The organism is Bacillus sp. FSL M8-0063 (genome assembly GCF_038005545.1).
Taxonomy (GTDB): domain Bacteria; phylum Bacillota; class Bacilli; order Bacillales; family Bacillaceae_G; genus Bacillus_A; species Bacillus_A wiedmannii.
The window spans coordinates 1,119,853-1,140,882 of the sequence record NZ_JBBOTJ010000001.1 but is presented as its reverse complement, the minus strand read 5'-3'; the positions used below and the strand labels follow the sequence as shown (position 1 = coordinate 1,140,882).

At 36.4% G+C, this 21,030-nt stretch carries 24 protein-coding genes; 1 reads left to right on the top strand and 23 read right to left on the bottom strand.

From position 1 onward, the window contains the following. Positions 1-21: 21 nt before the first annotated feature. Genes MKX31_RS05920 through MKX31_RS05890 form a run of 7 tightly spaced genes read right to left on the bottom strand, consistent with a single transcriptional unit; the run spans position 22 to position 5,576 of the window. Positions 22-1,002 carry a biotin--[acetyl-CoA-carboxylase] ligase gene (locus MKX31_RS05920; protein ID WP_064476609.1) on the bottom strand — a complete coding sequence of 327 codons (981 nt, stop codon included), beginning with the start codon at positions 1,000-1,002 and terminating at the stop codon, positions 22-24. Further along, entirely contained in the window at positions 987-2,180 is a 1,194-nt protein-coding gene (locus MKX31_RS05915) for a CCA tRNA nucleotidyltransferase (protein ID WP_098102158.1), read from the bottom strand. Before MKX31_RS05915 ends, MKX31_RS05920 begins: the two co-directional genes overlap by 16 nt. Next, positions 2,167-3,312, bottom strand: coding sequence for an N-acetyl-alpha-D-glucosaminyl L-malate synthase BshA (bshA, locus tag MKX31_RS05910; protein ID WP_000768303.1), 1,146 nt, complete (start codon positions 3,310-3,312; stop codon positions 2,167-2,169). Before bshA ends, MKX31_RS05915 begins: the two co-directional genes overlap by 14 nt. After that, positions 3,309-4,013, bottom strand: a complete 705-nt coding sequence (gene bshB1 / locus MKX31_RS05905; protein WP_087979995.1) for a bacillithiol biosynthesis deacetylase BshB1 — start codon at positions 4,011-4,013, stop codon at positions 3,309-3,311. The genes bshA and bshB1 overlap by 4 nt, the downstream gene beginning before the upstream one ends. A gap of 11 nt (positions 4,014-4,024) precedes the next feature. Continuing rightward, entirely contained in the window at positions 4,025-4,420 is a 396-nt protein-coding gene (gene mgsA, locus MKX31_RS05900) for a methylglyoxal synthase (RefSeq protein ID WP_000684766.1), read from the bottom strand. A 14-nt stretch (positions 4,421-4,434) separates the two neighbouring features. Then, on the bottom strand, positions 4,435-5,235 hold the full coding sequence (gene dapB / locus MKX31_RS05895; RefSeq protein WP_000658814.1) for a dihydrodipicolinate reductase: 801 nt from the start codon (positions 5,233-5,235) through the stop codon (positions 4,435-4,437). After that, positions 5,235-5,576, bottom strand: a complete 342-nt coding sequence (locus MKX31_RS05890; RefSeq protein WP_001992677.1) for a nucleotide pyrophosphohydrolase — start codon at positions 5,574-5,576, stop codon at positions 5,235-5,237. Before MKX31_RS05890 ends, dapB begins: the two co-directional genes overlap by 1 nt. 385 nt (positions 5,577-5,961) lie before the next feature. Here MKX31_RS05890 and MKX31_RS05885 point away from each other — a divergent pair, with 385 nt between their 5' ends. Continuing rightward, positions 5,962-6,843, top strand: coding sequence for a YitT family protein (locus MKX31_RS05885; protein ID WP_064476612.1), 882 nt, complete (start codon positions 5,962-5,964; stop codon positions 6,841-6,843). A 28-nt stretch (positions 6,844-6,871) separates the two neighbouring features. Here the strand turns inward: MKX31_RS05885 and MKX31_RS05880 are convergent, their stop codons facing one another. From MKX31_RS05880 to hepT, 16 genes are all read right to left on the bottom strand, one after another. Further along, positions 6,872-7,513: a uracil-DNA glycosylase gene (locus tag MKX31_RS05880; RefSeq protein ID WP_088048408.1), complete on the bottom strand. Its 642-nt coding sequence runs from the start codon at positions 7,511-7,513 to the stop codon at positions 6,872-6,874. Positions 7,514-7,622: 109 nt separating this feature from the next. Further along, positions 7,623-8,306: a zinc metallopeptidase gene (locus MKX31_RS05875; RefSeq protein WP_073517780.1), complete on the bottom strand. Its 684-nt coding sequence runs from the start codon at positions 8,304-8,306 to the stop codon at positions 7,623-7,625. A gap of 101 nt (positions 8,307-8,407) precedes the next feature. Then, positions 8,408-9,196 (bottom strand): sporulation protein YpjB, encoded by a 789-nt coding sequence (ypjB, locus tag MKX31_RS05870; protein WP_048561338.1) that lies wholly within the window; start codon positions 9,194-9,196, stop codon positions 8,408-8,410. A 107-nt stretch (positions 9,197-9,303) separates the two neighbouring features. Next, the gene (gene lit, locus MKX31_RS05865) at positions 9,304-9,990 is read right to left on the bottom strand and encodes a lipoprotein intramolecular transacylase Lit (protein WP_000739736.1); all 687 of its coding nucleotides are present in this window, start codon (positions 9,988-9,990) and stop codon (positions 9,304-9,306) included. Positions 9,991-10,015: 25 nt separating this feature from the next. Then, positions 10,016-10,606: a DUF1405 domain-containing protein gene (locus MKX31_RS05860; protein WP_098102214.1), complete on the bottom strand. Its 591-nt coding sequence runs from the start codon at positions 10,604-10,606 to the stop codon at positions 10,016-10,018. Positions 10,607-10,726: 120 nt separating this feature from the next. Then, positions 10,727-11,494: a menaquinol-cytochrome c reductase cytochrome b/c subunit gene (qcrC, locus tag MKX31_RS05855; protein WP_000554600.1), complete on the bottom strand. Its 768-nt coding sequence runs from the start codon at positions 11,492-11,494 to the stop codon at positions 10,727-10,729. 43 nt (positions 11,495-11,537) lie between these two features. Next, positions 11,538-12,212 (bottom strand): menaquinol-cytochrome c reductase cytochrome b subunit, encoded by a 675-nt coding sequence (qcrB, locus tag MKX31_RS05850; protein WP_000932700.1) that lies wholly within the window; start codon positions 12,210-12,212, stop codon positions 11,538-11,540. Further along, positions 12,213-12,725 carry a menaquinol-cytochrome c reductase iron-sulfur subunit gene (qcrA, locus tag MKX31_RS05845; RefSeq protein WP_098111396.1) on the bottom strand — a complete coding sequence of 171 codons (513 nt, stop codon included), beginning with the start codon at positions 12,723-12,725 and terminating at the stop codon, positions 12,213-12,215. 143 nt (positions 12,726-12,868) lie between these two features. After that, the gene (locus MKX31_RS05840) at positions 12,869-13,324 is read right to left on the bottom strand and encodes a YpiF family protein (RefSeq protein WP_340980285.1); all 456 of its coding nucleotides are present in this window, start codon (positions 13,322-13,324) and stop codon (positions 12,869-12,871) included. A 154-nt stretch (positions 13,325-13,478) separates the two neighbouring features. After that, positions 13,479-14,015, bottom strand: coding sequence for a ReoY family proteolytic degradation factor (locus tag MKX31_RS05835; RefSeq protein WP_001095922.1), 537 nt, complete (start codon positions 14,013-14,015; stop codon positions 13,479-13,481). 73 nt (positions 14,016-14,088) lie between these two features. Continuing rightward, positions 14,089-15,351 (bottom strand): tetratricopeptide repeat protein, encoded by a 1,263-nt coding sequence (locus MKX31_RS05830; protein ID WP_064476614.1) that lies wholly within the window; start codon positions 15,349-15,351, stop codon positions 14,089-14,091. Between the two features lie 363 nt (positions 15,352-15,714). Next, complete coding sequence (gene hisC / locus MKX31_RS05825) at positions 15,715-16,827, bottom strand: histidinol-phosphate transaminase (protein ID WP_098111395.1); 1,113 nt, start codon at positions 16,825-16,827, stop codon at positions 15,715-15,717. A gap of 116 nt (positions 16,828-16,943) precedes the next feature. Continuing rightward, positions 16,944-18,029, bottom strand: a complete 1,086-nt coding sequence (gene aroB, locus MKX31_RS05820) for a 3-dehydroquinate synthase (protein ID WP_098111394.1) — start codon at positions 18,027-18,029, stop codon at positions 16,944-16,946. Next, positions 18,029-19,201 carry a chorismate synthase gene (aroC, locus tag MKX31_RS05815; protein WP_064476617.1) on the bottom strand — a complete coding sequence of 391 codons (1,173 nt, stop codon included), beginning with the start codon at positions 19,199-19,201 and terminating at the stop codon, positions 18,029-18,031. The genes aroB and aroC overlap by 1 nt, the downstream gene beginning before the upstream one ends. A 273-nt stretch (positions 19,202-19,474) precedes the next feature. Further along, the gene (gene ndk / locus MKX31_RS05810; RefSeq protein WP_098111393.1) at positions 19,475-19,921 is read right to left on the bottom strand and encodes a nucleoside-diphosphate kinase; all 447 of its coding nucleotides are present in this window, start codon (positions 19,919-19,921) and stop codon (positions 19,475-19,477) included. Positions 19,922-20,045: 124 nt separating this feature from the next. Continuing rightward, positions 20,046-21,008: a heptaprenyl diphosphate synthase component II gene (gene hepT, locus MKX31_RS05805; protein ID WP_064476618.1), complete on the bottom strand. Its 963-nt coding sequence runs from the start codon at positions 21,006-21,008 to the stop codon at positions 20,046-20,048. Between the last annotated feature and the right edge of the window lie 22 nt (positions 21,009-21,030).

Sequence of the window (21,030 nt, the reverse complement as noted above, 5' to 3'; positions counted from 1 at the left end):
AGTTCCTTTTTGGAACTTCTTTTACTTAATTTCGATATCTGCAGAATGAATGTGATGTACTTTCCCTTCATGGTCCTCCAGAAGCAATACACCATCCTCTGTAATTCCTTTTGCTACCCCTGTAATTGTCTCTCTCATCGTTCGAGCGGTAATTTCTTTCCCGACGCTCACAGCGTAACTTTCCCAAAGAATTTTAATGACAGAAAAACCATTTTGTAAATACTCTTCATATAATTTTTCTAGTTGTAAAAAGATTTGTTGCATAAGCTCTGCACGAACAATTGGCTCACCGGATTCAATCGCTAAAGAAGTAGCAATATGTTGAATTTCCTCATCAAAATGTTCTTGCTTTTGATTCGCATTAATACCAATGCCCATAATGACAGCATTAATTTTATCAGGATCTGCCTGCATTTCTGTTAATATACCTACAGCCTTTTTACCTTGAATTAAAATATCATTCGGCCATTTTATTCCTACGTTTACACCCGTGCACTTTTCAATTGCTTGTGCCACGCTAACAGCCGCTAATAAAGTAAGTTGTGGTGCATGATGAACCGGGATTGATGGACGTAAAATAATACTCATCCAAATTCCTGTTCCTTTTGGTGAATGCCATTTCCTGCTTAAACGACCTCTGCCAGCTGTTTGTTCTTCTGCAACAACAATCGTTCCTTCTTCCGCACCTTCATAAGCAAGTTTTGCTGCAATATGCTGCGTGGATTCGACAGTTTCTTCAAAATATACCGTTCTACCAATATGTTTCGTTTGTAACCCTAACTGAATTTCATTAGCAGTTACTTTGTCTGGCTTACTCGCAATGCGATAACCTAATCGACGCACAGCTTCAAGTTCATATCCCTCATTCCGAAGGTCCTCCATATGTTTCCACACAGCGGTTCTTGAACAACCAAGTTTATCACTAATCGTTTGGCCAGATACAAACGCGCCATCCGCTTCCGAAAAAACTTGCAATAACTGCTTTCTTATAGTAGATTGCATTCTTGCAGCCACTCCCTTATACACTCTTTCTCATTACCTACGTTTCCTTGTACGATTGCTTCCTCAATTTTTTGAATCATTTCAGCAACCCACGGACCGGGCTTTTTATTTGCCCAGTTTAATAAATCATTCCCAGTCACATTCATTTCTTGGCGACTCTTTATTGGCAATACTTCAAACAACATTTGTACTCGTTTAACAGATGTATGATCATAGCTTTCAATCATCGCTTCATATACTCTTTCGGCCATTTCAGCGATATGAAGTCCCGTTTTATAAAGAAGAACTGTATCCCAATCCTTCTCCTTTCTCGTACGAATTGTTAATAAAACTGCGACGATATCTTTTATTTTTTTATTCGAAAACTTCCATTGACGTAAAAAGACAGATGGATGCTCTTCCCCAATACAATATAAGAAGAATGCCCATGCCTCAATGTCCGTTTCAAAAGAATCCCAGTTATACTGCGTAGCTTTTAATAATCTCTCTTCTGACATTTGTAAATATGGCAGATGAGAAAATAGCTTCGTTTCTACTAATTCTTGCAAGCCCTTCACACAATATGTACCAGTTAACAGTTTCTCAAACTCCACTGTAATTCGCTCAATTGCAATATGTTCTAGCAAATGTCCATATGTTTCAATTGCTTGTTTCGTTTTCATTTCTAAAGAAAAACCTAACGTACTTACGAAACGAATACCACGCATCATTCGCAGGGCGTCTTCTTGAAAACGATCCGCAGCATTTCCAACCGTCACAACTTCTCTCTTTTGAATCGCTTCCTGTCCAGCAAATAAATCAACCATTTTGCCTTCTTCTGTCATCGCAATTGCATTCATTGTGAAATCACGACGTTTTAAATCCTCTTCTAATGAACGAACGAATTGAACACTACTAGGTCTTCGAAAATCTTCATATTCGCTCTCTGTTCGAAAAGTAGTTACCTCATAAGGTTCACCATTTTCTACCACAATTACAGTTCCATGCTCAAGACCAACAGGAACATGTCTTGGAAATATAGCCATCACTTCTTCTGGTAAAGCAGATGTCGCAATATCAATATCACCAATTGGCCTATCGATAATAAGATCTCGTACGCTTCCACCGACAAAGTAAGCCTCATGTCCTTGTTGCTTTAAAGTCTCAATAATAGAACTAGCTTTTTTAAATCTTTCCATTTTTGTCATCCCTTAGTACATCGTAGTAAATCGTTTCATATTGTGAGACGATTTTTTCAGAGCGGAACTGCTCGTAAACACTTTCTCTTGCTCGCTCTCCCATATTACGGTGAAGTTCTTCATCCTTTAATAGCTGAATGGCTTGATTTGCCACTCCTGTTGGATTGCCAACTTCACATAAATATCCTGTTTCACCATGTTGAATGACTTCCGGAATACCTCCAACCCTTGTTCCGATACAAGGTACACCACACGCCATCGCTTCTAATAAAACAAGACCAAAACTCTCCTTCTCTGAAAGAAGCAACATTAAATCACTCATCGCAAGTAGTTCTGCAACATTATCTTGCTTCCCTAAGAATAAGACGCGATCTTCAATATGTAGATTTTTCACTATCTGTAAAATCGTGCAAAATTCTGGTCCATCTCCAACAAGAAGCAACTTCGCATCTACTTCTGTAACAATTTTAGCAAATGCCTGAACAACATCTTGCACACGTTTCACTTTACGGAAATTTGAAATGTGAATTAGTATCTTTTCACTCTCACTTATACCGTATTCTTTCTTTAATTGAGACATATCACGCTTGAAATATACACGTTCGTCTATAAAGTTATATACCGTTTGAATGTTTTTATTTGGTTTTACAAGCTCATGCGTTTCGTTAATTAATGAATGCGAGACCGCCGTCACAACATCAGATTGCTCAATACCAAAACGAATTAAATTATTTAGCGAAGGGTCGGAACCTAACACAGTAATATCTGTTCCATGCAAGGTTGTAACAATTTTAATACGCTCTCCAATCATTTGTTTTGCTAAATAAGCACAAATTGCATGTGGTATTGCGTAATGCACATGTAAAATATCTAGGTTTTCTCTTTGTGCAACTTCTGCCATTTTACTCGCTAACGCTAAATCGTATGGTGGATATTGAAATACAGAGTATTGATTTACCGTCACTTCATGAAAATAAATGTTTGGATACACTTTATTTAACCGGAATGGTAAACCCGATGTAATAAAATGAATTTCATGCCCGCGTTCCGCTAATTGCTTTCCTAATTCTGTTCCAACAACTCCAGAACCACCTACAGAAGGATAACATGTAATACCTATTTTTAATTTCATTTACATCCCCCTATTAAATCAGCATGTAATAAAACCGGTTTCTTACTCATAAATCCCTCGGCATATAAGACTCCAACTTCTTTTCCAAACATTTTCTCTCGAGCGACCACAGTTTCAACATAACCTTCTGTTAACGGCGTTTTCACACCATCACTACTTGTTGAAAACTGACTTTCATATGCTTCTAATGCTTCCACTTTTATAGAAAGGTACTCACTTATATCTATACAAAAATTCGGTTTATGAAAACCATTAATCATATAATAATAAAAAGACTCCACACGATGTGGTGGAAGCTCTGGCATATATTTACGAATTCCCGCTGAAAAAATAGCTTCTTCCACAAGTTTTGCACAATTCGCATGATCTGGATGACGATCTTCATAATACGGCGCAAAAACTAGTTTTGGTTTATATGTACGAATCACCTTTACAATTTCACGTATATACTCTTCTTTCATATACAAACCACGGTCTGGCATCGCTAAATTCAGTCTCGTTTTTACTCCCATTATACGAGCTGCCGCCTTTGCTTCTTCTTTTCTCAATTCTATTGTTCCATTAGAAGAAAGATCAGCTTCTGTTAAATCACAAATACCTACTTCATACCCTTGCTTCGTATATTTAGCAATGGTACCGGCCATGCCGATTTCAACATCATCGGCATGAGCACCAAACGCTAATATATGTAATCCACTCATAATTGTTCCCCTCATTTTCTAAACTTACGGTAATCTAAATCTCCTCGCTCTAATGCGTGCATTAACATTTCAGCACTTGCCATGTTCGTTGCAAGTGGAATCGCATATACATCACATAGACGAAGCAATGCATTTACATCTGGTTCATGCGGCTGAGCAGTTAGTGGATCCCGGAAAAAAATCACCATATCCATATCATTTTTCGCAATCATGGCACCAATTTCTTGATCACCACCAAGAGGACCCGATTGATATCTTGTTACAACTAAACCAGTTGCCTCCATAATACGAAGTCCTGTCGTCCCTGTTGCAAACAATTCATGTTGTTCAAAAATTGGTTTATATGCGTATGCAAACGAAACCATGTCATTTTTCTTTTTGTCATGTGCGATTAAGGCAATTTTCATCCGTTGTCTCCCCTTTAGTCGATAATGTTTTCTAATCCGTACACAAGATGATCTAAATTCATTACTGTATCAATTGATAGTTTTACACCTGACATAAAGGATGCACGATTGAATGAATCATGGCGAACCGTTAACATTTGTCCATCTCCACCAAACATTACTTCTTGGTGTGCAATAAGTCCTGGTAAACGTACACTATGAATGTGAATGCCGTCTACATTTGCACCACGAGCACCTTCTAGTTGCTCTACTTCATTCGGGTGACCTTGCTGCTTTGATTCACGGTTTTGACGAATTAATTCTACTGTTTTTACAGCTGTACCAGATGGTGCATCTAATTTTTGATCATGATGCAATTCAATTACTTCAACATCTTGGAAGTACTTCGCTGCCATTTGTGAGAATTTCATCATAAGAACTGCACCAATTGCAAAGTTTGGAGCGATAATTGTTCCTACTGCTTTTTCTTTCGCATTCTCTGTTAATTGCTTTAGTTCTTCTTCTGTAAATCCAGTTGTACCAATAACAGAACGAAGTCCACGCTCAACTGCTAGTGTAACGTGTTGTTTTCCAACTTCTGGCGTTGTTAAATCTAACAACACATCTGCTTCTACTTCCTCTAAACAAGTATGTAAATCCGCGTAAATTGGCGCTTGTAACGCTGGCATGCCCGGTAAATCAGAGATTTTCTCTCCACCATGCTTATAATCCACTGCTGCTACTAAATTAAAATGTTCCGTTCTTTCCATAAGAAGGACTGCTTCATGTCCCATACGTCCTCTTGGTCCAGCGATAATTACTTTAATTTCTTTCATTATTCTTTCTCTCCCTCATCAATACGTGTCCAGCGATCTTTATCGCGAGTATTAAATTTATTCATTACAATGTTATGTGCTGTTTCTAAATCAATATTTAAACTATTTGCCATACAAATCATAACAAATAATACATCTCCAAGCTCTTCTTCAATACTACGTTCTGTTTCAGTTGTTTTCTTCGGTTTCTCACCATAATAATGATTAACCTCTCTTGCAAGCTCCCCCATTTCTTCCGTTAAACGAGCCATCATTGCAAGTGGACTGAAATAACCTTCTTTAAACTGACCAATATATGCATCTACTTCTTTCTGCATATCCTTCATCGTTTTTGCTTCCATACAATTCACCTCTAATCCTTCCTCTTTCATGTTAGCCAATTCATCGCGATTTGACAAATATTATTCCCCGCAAAACACCTATTTGCGCCCCTTTTTTGGATAGACTATAATAAAGTGAAACTTCTTTTGCATGCTTTTCGCAAAAGATTAGTTGAACCAATCGGGTTCCTACGGCTGGTTTGTCCTTCTTCAGAGCTTTATCCCCTACCAGCCGTTGGAACGGGGTAAAGTGAAACTTCTTTTGCATGCTTTTCGCAAAAGATTAGTTGAACCAATCGGATTTTTTTAGCCTTCACTATTTTTACTAACAACTAGAAATTACTTATCATTATGTTTTACCGTTTCAGCGGAGCAATGCAATCTACATAATTAGGGGGATTTCTATATGACATCAAATTTGAAGATTCGAAATATCATTTTCATTTTAATCGGTTCCGCTATTTTTTCTTTCGGTATTGTGAATATCAATATTGAAAATCACCTTGCGGAAGGTGGATTTACCGGTATTACACTATTATTGTATTTTCTATTTAAGTTTGATCCTTCTTACTCAAACTTAATTTTAAATATCCCTATATTTATTATTGGTTGGAAGTTACTTGGAAGAACGACATTTTTATATACACTAATCGGCACCTTTAGCGTATCTTTATTTCTATGGATTTTTCAGCGTTACGATGTTCTGAACTTACATTTAAATTTACAAAATGATATGACACTCGCGGCTTTATTCGCCGGGGCATTTATTGGTATCGGTCTTGGAATAATATTTAAATATGGCGGGACTACTGGCGGTGTAGATATTATCGCGAGACTCGCTCATAAATATGTTGGCTGGAGTATGGGGAAAACGATGTTTATGTTTGATGCTATCGTCATTATCGTCTCGATTCTTACATATTTATCATACCGCGAGGGCATGTATACGTTAGTTGCTGTTTTTATCGGTGCTAAGGTCATTGATTTTATGCAAGAAGGAGCTTATGCGGCGAAAGGAGCAACTATTATCTCAGATAAAAACGATGAAATTGCTGCCAAAATTTTATCTGATATGGAACGCGGAGCTACTTTTTTAAAAGCTGTTGGATCGTATACAAAAGTGGAACGGAACGTATTATATTGCGTTGTTGCTAAAAATGAAATCGTGAAATTAAAAAATATTATTACTTCTGTAGATCCTCATGCTTTTGTTGCAGTAAGTGATGTACATGATGTAGTTGGTGAAGGTTTTACGTTAGATGAAAATAAAAATCCGTTACATACATAAACGCAACTAGAAAAGCTCTCTAGCTTTTCTAGTTTTTTATTACATGTTTTTTAAGTTTCTCTAAATCCTCATAAATAAGCTCCAATAAACTCCGATTATAAAAAATGGACGCAGGATGAAAAGTCGGGAAAATATGATATTCTTTCTCTGACCATGTAAACTCTGCACTTTGCATATCCTTTACTTTTTGAATAGGCTGTTTTAATAATTGTCCGTGCACATCAGTTATTTTTTTATTTTTTCCTGTTAAACGTTGAAGGCCGATATTTCCAAGTGTGACGATAAGATTCGGGTTTATTTTCTCTAATTCATAATCTAACAAAGGTGCATGGGCAAGTATTTCTCCTTGATTTGGCGTTCTATTATACTTTTTCTGTATGATTTCACCATTTCGTTCTCTTTTCTCTCGCCACTTATAAGGTCTACTCCGAACAGCGCTCGTAATATATACTTCTTCCCTTGTAACGTGAATCCGTTCTAAAAAAACCATTAATTGTTTTCCCGCTCTCCCGCTAAACGGAATCCCATTATGAATTTCTGTTTCACCAGGCGCTTCTCCTAACAGCATAAATTTTGGATTTTCAGGACCTTGTCCACTTAAAAAGCCTTCTAACTGATAAGAAGCGCTTTGTTCTTTCACTTGTTTTACTATATGACTTGGATATTTCACTTCCCCCACCGCCTTTCCGCATTATTTCTATTCCTTCTATTATTTCTATTTGCAATACATTATATAATTCAATCCACAAAACAAAAAAGACTATCAAAATTGATAGTCTTTAGTCGTCGCTACGCTGCATACCAGTATACATTAATACGAGACGTAATAATTCAAATACCGCTACAGCTGCAGCCGCTACATATGTTAATGCCGCCGCATTTAATACTTTACGAGCTTGGCCATATTCATCTGTTGATACGATACCTAACGCTTCAATTTGTTGCATTGCACGCTTTGATGCATCAAACTCAACTGGTAATGTAACGAGTTGGAACACAACACCTGCTGCCATTAAAATAATTCCTAATAACAATAGTTTTGACATTGTCGCAAATATACCAATCATAATAAATACCCATGATATATTCGATCCAAAATTCGCCACAGGCACTAACGAATGACGAATACGCATAAAGTTATAATCTTTTGCATCTTGAATTGCGTGTCCTACTTCGTGTGCTGCCACTGCTGTACCAGCAACTGAATGACCGTAATAGTTATCTGTTGATAATCGAACTGTTTTGGCAGTTGGATCATAATGGTCTGATAAATGACCTGGTGTTTCTTCTACAGCTACGTTGTATAATCCATTTTCATCTAAAATCTTTCGAGCCACTTCCGCTCCTGTCATACCTGATGTTGAATAAACTTGTGAATACTTGCTATAAGCACTACGTACTCTTGACTGTGCATACAACGGTATGATCATTATGATCGCGAAGTAAATTAAATAAAACATCATGAACCTCCATTGAAGTTTTAATTATAGTACTTCTCATTCTATTTTCTTCTGTCATCATTGTCAATGAATAAACCTTACAATCCATATCTTTATTTATTGCATTATCTATTCTTAGAGTGTACATTACTTTTTCTTTTTTCTCTCTCTCCTTTATACTTTCTCCATCCAACATAAGTTAATGTGAATAAAATAAGACCTCCAGTAATTGTCATAAACCAAATGAGAGAGGGTGCAATTTCATCTTTTTTTACTGTGTGAAATATTTTTTGCAAATCCCCTTTAATGATTCCTACTTGCATTTGCCCCCCTTTCGTATTTAACATAACGTTACGAAATTCATCCAAATAAGATAAATGGGCATTTACACGCTGCACTTCATTTTCTGGCAGGGCGATCATTAAGCTTGGATAAATAATATTAAATTCATGTAAAAATGTGTTTAACGTTTGTTGAAACTGTCCCGTATCTTCTTTTTTCATCGCTTTTTCCATTTGAGAAAAGGCACCCATTACTTTTCTTTCTCTTTCCATCCAAAGTGGTTGATATTTCGACACTTGCGCATCAACAGCGAGCTGCAGGGCTAACACATTATCAATTTTAACTTGTTTACCTAAATCTGTTTCCGAGAGAGATTGTTTCGCCTTGTCGTAAGCTAAAGAAATAACTCTAACTTGATCTGGCGTTACTTCTTGCTTCTTTTCATTCCCCTTTATAACAAACTGCTCGGAGAAATGTTGTAATACTTGTACTGCTTTTTCATCTTCATTACGCTTCACTAATTGTAATGAGTCGTCTAACAACCCTGTTAGTTCACTCCACTCTTCAGCATATATACGTAACGGAAACATTATAATTAGAAATACTATTAATCCAATTAATGTTCTCTTCATCACGGTCCCCCCTATAACTACTAGTACAAAATATGTTAATTTGGACAAGAATAGAACAGTACTGGACCGAAAAATATATTATCGTTTTACAAACAAAAAAATTCTCTTTAAACAGAGAATTTTTCCTTTGAAATCCTTTTCTTTTTTACGAAATATCTATACAAGCTGTAACAAAGTATGCTGCCGCATAAAATAAATAATAAAATTGCACACGCAGCATGCATAAAGAATTCTTCTGGTAGCATTAATATAATTGGATCCGTTTCAATATCAAACATCCAATAATCATTACTGAATAAAAGCTTATGGAATAATACAAAACTCTTTTCAAAATTAATAGCGATCGGTAACATGAGCGCGATCGGTAAGATAATTGTTAAAATTGATCCGTGCAGTAAAAACTTTTCATTTTTCTTTTTTAATAAATAAATGCCGCCTATTATTGCAATCATAATTGTCGCATACATTACATATTGAATCTTTACTAAAATATTTTTAACATCTACAAAATGAATACGGCCATTTGTAGACATATCTAATGTTGGCAACTGCAATGCTCCATCATAAAACGGCGATAAATATGTAATAAGCACATCATAATTTCTTTTAATATCATCCTTCGTCATATCCGCTAAATCTGGAATGTTTAAAAAATCAATTTCAAAATAATATAGCCATTTTCCGTATACAACCGCCGTTGTTGCGAGTGCAAATATAGAAAATGCTATGCTATATGAAACAACTATAGTAATCAATCGATCCAATATTTTTGTACCACTCTTATTTTTCTTCATTTTCTCCCCCTACATGTTCTAACAATCATAAAGAAAACTGTTTTCGATTCTCACGCAAGCAATAATAATATGTAATACATAGTGTGGTGATACTTAGCCAAAACGTAAAGTAACCAATTTCTTCTACAAACAAATGCATAATTCCATATCTCGGCATTTGCCAAAATAAATAATCAATTGCATCATTATGTAATGTCCATATAGCCGCTACCGCAAAATGCCATTTTTCTATACGGTAAAACGGTGCATATAACAATCCTTGTACTGCCATCGCAAAATGCGAAAACATTAACAGATATCCGATAAGACCAATGGGACCTTTTACATAGATCATAATTGCATTTACAACAACAGCCCATATACCATATTTTATTAAAGTAACAATCGCTAACGCCTCTATTAACCCCCAATTTCTCTTTCTTAAAAAAGCAATTAAAACAAAGACAAAAAAGAGACTCGCCATCGGGCTATCAGGTACAAACGGCCAAAATATAGGTGAGGTCTCTTTTAATTGATTTCCATACCATATAAATCCGTATATTGTACCTAATATGTTAACAACTAATAAAAATAATAATACAGAGCGTTGTCTTAACATTGCATACAAATAAACCAAGCTGCATGTCCAACACCTTTCAAACAAAGTCATTCTTTCCTCAAACTCTACTCTATTATATAGTAAACTTTCTTTCATCAAAATAAAAAGCTGACTACAAATTTTGTAGTCAGCTTTTTATTATTTTTTATTATACTTAGCAATGAATTCCGAAAGCTTCTTCAATTCCTCATCCGTACCTTTAAATACGCCTTTAGGCATTGAACCTTTTCCATCTTTCGCAATTTTAGCAATTTCTTCTGGCTTTAAAGTTAAATTTTGCAGTGCCGGTGCTGCTGCCCCGCCTTGTAAATTGTCACCGTGACACGTTAAACAAGTATTTTTTTGCATTAATTTATAGCCGTCATCATTTTTATCAACTGGTGCTGTTTTTACAATTGCTCCTTGTTTTTTTGCAGCTTCCCAGTCGTGGTGTGCTACAGATTCCCAAGTTAAAAAGATAATTGATGCAATGGCTAAAAGCATAAATCCAGTTGCTACAGGACGCTTTAACGGGCGTCTTTCTGGTCCTCGATCAAGAAATGGAGCTAATAGTAATGCGCCAAACGCAATCCCTGGCATAATAAACGCTCCAATTACAGTAAATGAACCAGAAGCATAAGAATACTTTAATAACTGATACAAGAATAAGAAATACCAATCTGGAAGTGGTATATATCCGGCATCAGTTGGATCCGCCATTCTCTCAAGTGGTGACGGATGCGCCACTGTTAAACATAAATAACCGATTAAAAAAACTGCACCAACCATCCATTCTTTTAACAAGAAGTTCGGCCAAAACGCTTCTGTTTTTCCTGGGTATTCAGAATAGTCTTTCGGAATATTTGGTTTCCTAGCTACTGGTACCCGAGAATCTCCTACAAACTTCATCCCTTTGCCGCGATGCATAATCTCCCTCCTTTAGTTCTTTCCCCTTTAATTTAGCAATCTCTTATAGCGGACCGGAAATACCTTGTTTGCGAATCATGATGAAGTGGAAGGCCATTAAACCTAGAAGTGCTGCTGGTAAGAAGAAGACGTGAATAGCAAAGAAGCGAGTTAATGTTTGAGCGCCAACAATTTCGGAATGACCAGCGAGTAATGTTTTAATATAAGGACCAATGAGTGGCGTTTGCTCTGCAATTTGAATCCCTACTTTCGTAGCAAATAATGCTTTCATATCCCACGGTAGTAAATATCCGGTAAAACCAAGACCTAACATAACAAAGAAAATAAGAACACCAACAATCCAGTTTAACTCACGAGGCTTTTTATACGCACCCTGGAAGAAAACTCTAAGTGTATGTAAAAACATCATTACAATGACGAGACTAGCGCCCCAGTGGTGCATCCCACGAACAATTTGCCCATATGCAACTTCATTTTGTAAATAATAAACCGATTCCCAAGCATTTTTAATATCAGGCACATAATACATCGTCAAAAACATTCCTGATAAAATTTGAATTACAGTAACGAAAAAGGTAAGTCCTCCAAAGCAATAAACGAATGCAGAAAAGTGATGTGCCGGGTTTACATGTTCAGGTACTTCATGATCAGCGATATCACGCCATATTGGTGTAATATCTAACCTTTCATCTACCCAATCATAAATTTTATTTAGCATCTACTTTGCACCCCCTTTTGGCTTCGCTTTTCCTAAATACAGCGTTCCATCTTTTACTTTGGACTCGTATACATCAAGCGGAGCAAGGGGCGGCGTGCCTTTAATGTTCATCCCGTCTTTTGTGTAACGGCCCCCGTGACATGGACAAAAGAATTGATTCGGATGTGCTTTGTCCGAATTCCAGTTAACTGTACACCCTAAATGTTTACATACCGGAGAGAACGCAATAATGTCTCCGCTTTCATCTTTATGAACCCAAGCTGATTTTGGCTCTTCGGACTTGTACCAACCATCAACCTGCTTCACCTTAAAGTCGAAACGTTTCGGCTCTGTTGTAATATCCTTTACTTGTGCAACAGCAACCATATCCGTTCCCGCTTCTTTTCTTAACACCGGATCAAGCGCAAATCGCGTCATCGGCATTAAAATACCCGCTGCCATAAAGCCTCCTACCCCTGTAAGGGTGTAATTTAAAAACTGTCTTCTTGATACACGATGTTCTTTCTCGCTCACGAAAATTTCCCCCCTCTATCAGAAATTGTCCCCTCGTGATAAATTATATAAAAAATAAAAACTAGGACACTATCATGATATAATACGCTTAGGTACAGGTCAATATCATACTACTCATAATAATAAGAACTTTCTGTTTATTATTACTTTCCCCATTTTTCTTCTAACATCACCATTATATTTTTTATATGTGCATGAATAACTTCTCTTTTCGCTTGATCACTAAATTGTTCTAACGCTAATGAAGGAAACCATAATAAATCTCCTTGTAACTCTTGCATATCTTCTTTCCATGAAAAATCACTTGTAACATAAGCAATATGCTTAAAACCTTGCTTTTGCAAATGATTTGTCCATTCTTGCAAACGACCTTTTTCATTTTTTTGACTTTCTACTAAATACGTAAATGCAGGTAGTAAAAGTACTCTTCCTTTATATTCTCTTTCCAACTCCATACTCAACAATTCGATAAATTCACCTTGTTCTACTACCATTTTCATTTCTTTTGCTGCCGAAATTGATAAAAGTGGTATAACACCGGTATCTACATACTCTCTTGCTTGCTCAAACTGCTCCACATCTTTTACACTCCATTTCAAATGTCTTCCCTCCCTTCATCTACAAATTACAGAACTTTCACTTTATATATATTAAACCATACTAAAAGAGGTAAAAAAAGAAAAACTACCTATATTAAGGTAGTTTTTCTTAAAAAGTCTGAAATTTGTAAAATTTTATGAATCCAAATGAATTCTATAACATCTTTAACTCAGCTGTTAACTTATGAAACGCTTCCTTATCTTGCTTATCCAGCGCTTCATCAATTTGTTTCAAAAGACGTTCTCTTCTAAAAGAAAATACACTTTCTTCTAAAAATCTTTCTGCAAGTAAACGATCTTTTTCATTTACTTCAATATGCTTTGGTAAATACGGGTTTTCTTCTAATACAGCTACATAATTGGCATTTTGAAACGATGATTTAAAATTGAGTTGAATATAAATATCTTCATCTCGATTTAAACGAATATCATGAAACGATTTTTCAGCATCTGTTGTCATAACATTTTGTTTAAAAAAGTGAAATGGTGTGTCCTTCACACAATTCGCGGACATCACTAAACCACGCGGACAATATTTTGCATGCTCTACGAAGTGGACTTTATGCATCAATTGGTCATGACTCATTAAATAATTCAAAATCCATACGCATTCACGCTGTTTCAGTTGGTAATTATTCAAAAACCATTTTACAAAATCCTTCTTCTCGTTTACAGAAACAGGGGTATTCATAGCAATTAAGTCCCTCCTCTGTCTTTCTCTTTTCTTTTTAGATTCAAGAAGCGGCATTCAGTTTCCTTCCAACTTATGAAAAATCCTCTAAATTATATAACAATTCTTCAATATGAATTTGTGTCGGGTCTAGTTGTATTAACTGAGTAAATACTTCTTTCGCCTCTTTTCGCATACCTTCTTCCAATAAGAAATAACCGTACTCTTCCAAGAAGTCTGGATGATTCTTAAAAGAAGTATATGCACTTTCATAGTGTTTTAATGCATCCGAATACATTTCTAATTGTTTTTTTGCAAACGCAAGATCCCAAAGTAGTTGTGTATCTGGTTCTCCGCTATCAATCGCACGCTCTACAACTGCAATTAACTCTTCATACTTTTCTTGTTCTTTTAAGATATACGCATATTTTAATATCGCACCTAAATGTCCTGGATCTAACTCAAGCGCTTTTTGAAGCACTTCCTCTGCTTCCGCTATTTTTCCTAATTTCGCCGCAATGTTCGCTAATTCTACATAAAATGGTACAGAAAGCTCATCTACTTTAATTCCTTCTTGAAGTGTTTCATAGCTTTCTTGAAGCATTCCTTCTTTTTCATAGCTTTTCGCCAAATACATGTAAAGCGATGCATACTCCGGATCTAATTCTTTTAGTTCTTGCCAAGCACCAATTGCTCTTTGGTATTCTTCACCTTGGTATAATGTGAAGGCATATCCAAATAATGAGTGGATATCTTTTTGTTCCTCTAAACCTGCTTCGTAGTAAGAGATCGCTTCTTCCCAATTCCCAATCGCACTTAACGTTTCTGCGAGGCGAAGTGCAATGACAACTCCACCCATTACTTTATGTTCCGCTAATAGCGACTCATAATGAGTGATTGCCTTTTGTTCTTCACCTTTACTACTATATAACTCTGCTAATCCAAACGTAATAACAGGTTCGTCAGGCATCATTTCTTTCGCCTTTAATAGTTTTTGTTCTGCTACATCATCGAAACCTTGCATTTGGAATAAATCTGCAACAAGTAATAACGATTGGACATATAAATCATCATTTTCTGGAATATCATGAAGCACTTCAATTGCTTCATCTTCTTTGTCTAGATCAATATATAATTCTGCTAAAAATACAGTGAATTCACTTTCTTCCGGATACAATAAACGCAAGTCTTCTGTAATCGCTAACGCTTCATCCGTAAATCCAAGTGTATGATAGTAACGAGCAATATCATATTTCTCTTCATCATTCGCAACTTTTAATTGCTCTTTTAATAATTGTAATCCTTTTTCCGCTTCACCATTTTCAATATATGAAACAGCTTGTTCAAACTTTTGCATAAACGTCTCCTTTAATTCTAAAAAATATTCTTTTCTGTTCATTTACCCCCGATTGGTGCGGGCTAATAATCAGTGAGAGAATGAGCATCCCCTCACTGATTAAAGTGTCACTTTATCATAAGCAACTATGTGTACCAACGCAACCTTTAGAATGAGCATACTTCTTCTTGTACTTTCACTGATAACATTCGAATATGACACCGATACCGCATTACTACTTTCTATTGTACCGTTTTCTTTCATTACCGTGCAAATAACTTCCCTTATTAATTATTAACACACACGGATCAAGCTTTACAGGCCTTCTCCACTTCGATCTTTATTTAAATAAAAAGACTCCTATATAGGAGCCTTCACACACTCTTAAGAGTATGTTTCTTCTTTCTTTACTTGCTCGTTTACAAGCTCTTTCAATAATTCTATAATTTCATCATTTTCTTCTTTCAAACCTACAGTAATACGAATACCATCATGTATACCAAATGCAGCACCAGAACGAACAATATAGCCTTTTTTCATTAATCGTTCGAAAGCTTCATTACCAGGAACACCGAGCTTTAAGAAAATGAAATTTGTTTGAGATGGATAATAGAATACGTTATATTCCTTACAAAATGCGTAATATTGATTTAATCCTTCTTCATTCTTTTTCACACATTCTTGTAAAAACGTTTGATCTTCTAATGCAGCGAGTGCTACAGATTGCGCTACAGTCGATGTATTAAATGGTAACCTTGCTACTTCTAGTTGCCCAATTAACTTCTCATTACCAACCGCATATCCGATACGGAAAGCAGCTAAACCATATGCTTTTGAAAACGTGCGTAAAACCATAAGATTTTCATACTTTTCAAGAAGTGGTAATGTTTGCGGATAGTCTTCTGCTCCGGCATATTCATAGTATGCTTCGTCCATAATAACGAGTGCTGACTTAGGAACTGATTCTAAAAATGAAAGTAATTTTTGTTTCTCTACATATGTACCTGTCGGATTATTTGGGTTACAAATCCATACAATCTTCGTTTTATCATCTACTTGCTGTAACATCGCATCTAAATCGTGAATGCCATCTTTTAGTGGTACTTCACGAACTTCTGCTCCTTCAATAACAGCATGGTGATGGTATTGCGAGAATGTTGGATTCGCCATTATAACATTTGTTCCTTCGTGTAGTAATGCACGGCTAATCATTTGAATGACTTCATCTAATCCACTACCAAATAACAGTTGTTCTGCTTTGACACCTAACTGCTCTGCTACTTTTGTCCGAAGTTCAAATGCATATCCATCTGGATAAAGAGCGTATTGACTCGCTAAAGAAGTTAATGCTTCTGTTACGCGTGCTGAGCAACCGAATGGATTTTCGTTCGATGCTAATTTCACAATTTTTGATAATCCATATTCCCTTTTTACTTCTTCAATATTTTTCCCAGGTACATATGCTCTCAAAGTTAACAATTGCTCTTTCACTCTCATTTTTCTTCCCCCAGTCATTTTATTCAATTACAATACGGTTATAATCCCTTACTATAATCGTTTATCATTACCGTCACTATTACGAGAATACCTCTAAACAAGCACTTCTCAACCTCTTAAGCCATATCCTTTTGAAATGCCTCTAACGCAATATGAACAGTCTCATCTGGAATAGATACGACGTTCACTACCCCATATTCCTGCATTAGCACCATATGAATTGCTCCAGCATTCGCTTTCTTATCCTGTTTCATCAATTGAACGAGGCGTTCTACATTCAAATCACTCGGCATTTTTGGATAGCCGTACTTTAAGAACCACTGCTTCATCTCTTCATAAGAAAGATCAACTTTGTACACTTGCTCACTTAAAAACAAGGCAAATAACATTCCAACCGCTACTCCGTCACCGTGAGTAATATTTCCATATCCTAGTTCTTTTTCAAGAGCATGGCCTAACGTATGTCCAAAGTTCAAATGGGCACGTACACCTTTTTCTGTTTCATCTTGTGATACAATATTTGCCTTTACAGGAATTGCCTTCGTTAATATATGGATTAACTTCTCCTCACGAAGATCCGCTAATGTTTGCACTTCTTCTTTTAGCCAATGATACAGCTTTACATCACCAATAAGAGCATGTTTTATCACTTCTGCATAACCTGAACGCCACTCTTTTTCAGGAAGTGACTGTAAAAACGGCGTATGATATACAACTGCTTCCGGTTGATGGAATGCACCGATCATATTTTTACCTAACAGATGATTGATCGCTACTTTCCCACCTACAGCGCTATCGTGAGCTAATAAAGTCGTTGGAACTTGAACGAAGCGAATTCCACGCATAAACGACGCAGCAACAAAACCAGCTAAATCTCCAATCATCCCGCCTCCAAGTGCGATAATTAAAGAATTTCTATCTAATTTATTTTCAAGAGCTGACGTATGAGCCGCATAGAAATTTTCAAAAGACTTCTCTTTTTCACCACTCGGTACGACAAATGAAAATACGTTTTGCTCTATTTGCAATGCATCTACAACTGTCTGTAAATGGAAAGATGCAACAGCTTCATCTGAAATGATCATGATATTTGATACAGATGGCTGCATGTTTTGAATGATTGTTGTCAAATGTGACAACGATTCTTTTCCTACATGTACATCATATTCTTTTGATTTCGTTTGAATATGTATGTTTCCCATTAAAATCCCCTCGCATATTCATTATGTTTCTCAATATTTTCACGAATAAGGTCCATACGATCTAATCCGAATTGTTCTATTAAAGCTGTCGCTAATTCCCAAGCCACAACCGCTTCTGCAACGACACTAGCTGCTGGCACAGCACAACTATCTGAACGTTCAATGCTCGCTGTAAAAGGCTCTTTCGTTTCAATATCTACACTTTGAAGAGGTTTATATAGTGTAGGTATGGGTTTCATCACACCTCGCACCACAATTGGCATTCCAGTCGTCATACCGCCTTCTAATCCACCTGCATTATTTGTTCTTCGTGTATATCCATGTTCCTCGTTCCACAGAATTTCATCATGAACTTCACTTCCCGGTCTATGCGCTGCTTCAAAACCAATTCCAATCTCGACGCCTTTAAAAGCATTAATGCTCATAATTGCGGCTGCTAATTTTGCATCCAGTTTTCGGTCATAATGCACATAGCTACCGATCCCAATTGGCATTCCTTCCACAATCACTTCAACGATTCCACCGATTGAATCACCATTTGCTTTCGCATCATCAATTGCTTTCATCATTTGGTTACCTGATTCTTCATCTAAGCAACGTACAGGTGATGCTTCTGTAATACTTTTTAATTCTTCAATTGAACTATACGTAATTTCCTGAGCCTCAACACCGCCAATTTCAATTACATGGCCAGCCACTGTAATACCAAGTTCTGCTAACACTTTTTTAGCAACCGAACCAGCAGCTACACGCACTGTCGTTTCGCGTGCTGAAGAACGCTCAAGTACATTTCTCATATCTCTATGACCATATTTAATCGCACCATTTAAATCAGCATGTCCAGGTCTTGGTTTTGTTACTTTCCTTTTCATTTCTTTTTCTTCTTGTTCCGTTAAAGGCTCTGCGCCCATAATTTTTGTCCAATGTGCAAAATCACGATTTTCAACAACAAGTGCAATTGGAGAACCTAATGTCTCTCCATGTCTAACACCACTTACAATTTGCGCTTGATCTGTTTCGATTTGCATGCGTCTACCACGCCCATACCCCTTTTGCCTTCTAGCTAACTCTTCATTTATATCATCCGCTACTAAAGGCAGTCCTGCCGGAACACCTTCTATAATCGTTGTAAGTTGTGGACCATGAGATTCACCAGCTGTAATATATCGCATACGTTATTCCTCTTTTCGTATATGTATTTATCCCGCTATATTAAGCAATGATATTATCTTTCCTTACTCTAAAAATATGAAAGAAATTATATATTTGATCAGCCATTCGCTTATTCTCCGATAGGCCTTTTACTTTACATATCAATATATCATAACAGCTCTAACTTCGTAACTAATTGAAATAAAAAAAGTGCAAGAAGAATACCCCTATTCTCCTTGCACTTTCTACTATTATCACAGTGATTAAAGCGTTTACAAATTATTTCAAAATAATTAGTAAATCCATTCATTCATTAATTTTGAGTAGTCAACTAATTCTTCTTCCTTAAAGAAAATAGCAATCTCGCGCTCTGCACTTTCTAACGAATCAGAACCATGGATAATGTTTTTCGCAACAGTTACACCGAAATCTCCACGAATTGTTCCAGGAGCTGCTTCATGTGGTCTTGTTTTACCCATCATGTTACGAGCTGTATCTACTACACCTTCACCTTGCCATACCATTGCGAATACAGGTCCAGATGTAATAAAGTCAACTAATTCACCAAAGAAAGGTTTTTCTGTGTGCTCAGCATAGTGTTGTCCAGCAATTTCCGGAGTGACTTGCATTAATTTTGCACCAACTAATTGAAAGCCTTTCTTCTCAAAACGAGTTACGATTTCCCCAATGAAGGCACGTTGTACACCGTCTGGTTTTACCATTAGAAATGTTTTTTCCATAAAAAATCTCTCCACTTCTGAATTATGTATGTAATTGTATATCCCCACACACATATTAACACCCTTATCACAATTGTGCAATAGTTTTGAAATAGAGAGATTATTTTATTTTTTAGAAAAAACACTAAAATTTTCGTTTTCCAATATACTTTGCTACATTTTGTAATGCATACTTCGCTTGTCCACGTGGGAGTGGTTTTATAATTTCTAATGCTTTATGTAAATAACGTTCACTAAACGCAAATGCTTGATCAATAGCGGTACTATTCTTTACAGCCTCAATAATTTCTTTCATTTCGTCCGCTGTTGTATTTTCATGTACAGATATGATTTTCTTACGAAGCACTGGATCTTCCATAGCGTATAGGGCAGGAAGCGTAATATTCCCTTGTAGTAAATCTCCGCCAGCAGGTTTTCCAAGCTTCTCTTCTGTGGAAACGAAGTCTAAAATATCATCAATAATTTGATACGACATTCCTACAAAATACCCATACCAAAATAGTCGATTTACCGTATCACGATTAGCACCAGCAGCAATCGCTCCTAGTTGACAACTCGCAGCAATTAATAATGCTGTTTTTCGCTTTATTCTTCTTAAATACGTTCGTAAATTTTGGTCATAATTGTATTTATCTTTAATTTGTTCAATTTCACCTTTACACACTTCTAAAATGGTATGCGATAGCGCCTGATGCGCCTCTGGAATTTCAATATTTGTAATACATTCAAGAGACTTAGCGAACAAATAGTCCCCTGTATACATTGCAATACGATCTCCCCATTTCGCATTCACAGTTGCACTACCACGTCGTAAAAATGCAGCATCAATAACATCATCGTGAACAAGAGAAGCCATATGAATAAGTTCTAACGCAACAGCTACATGCTTAATTGCATCTAACTTATAATCTCCAAATTTTCCCGCAAGCAACACAAATACAGGACGAATTCGCTTCCCACCAGCTTCAATAAGTTGTAATGCCGCCTCTTCTACCAATGGCTGTTCAGAAGCAACTGTCTTTTTTAATTCTTTTTCTATCACATTAATATCCGATCGTAAAAAAGAGTACATAAGTTGTAACTTCATATTGTTCACCTTAACCTAAAAC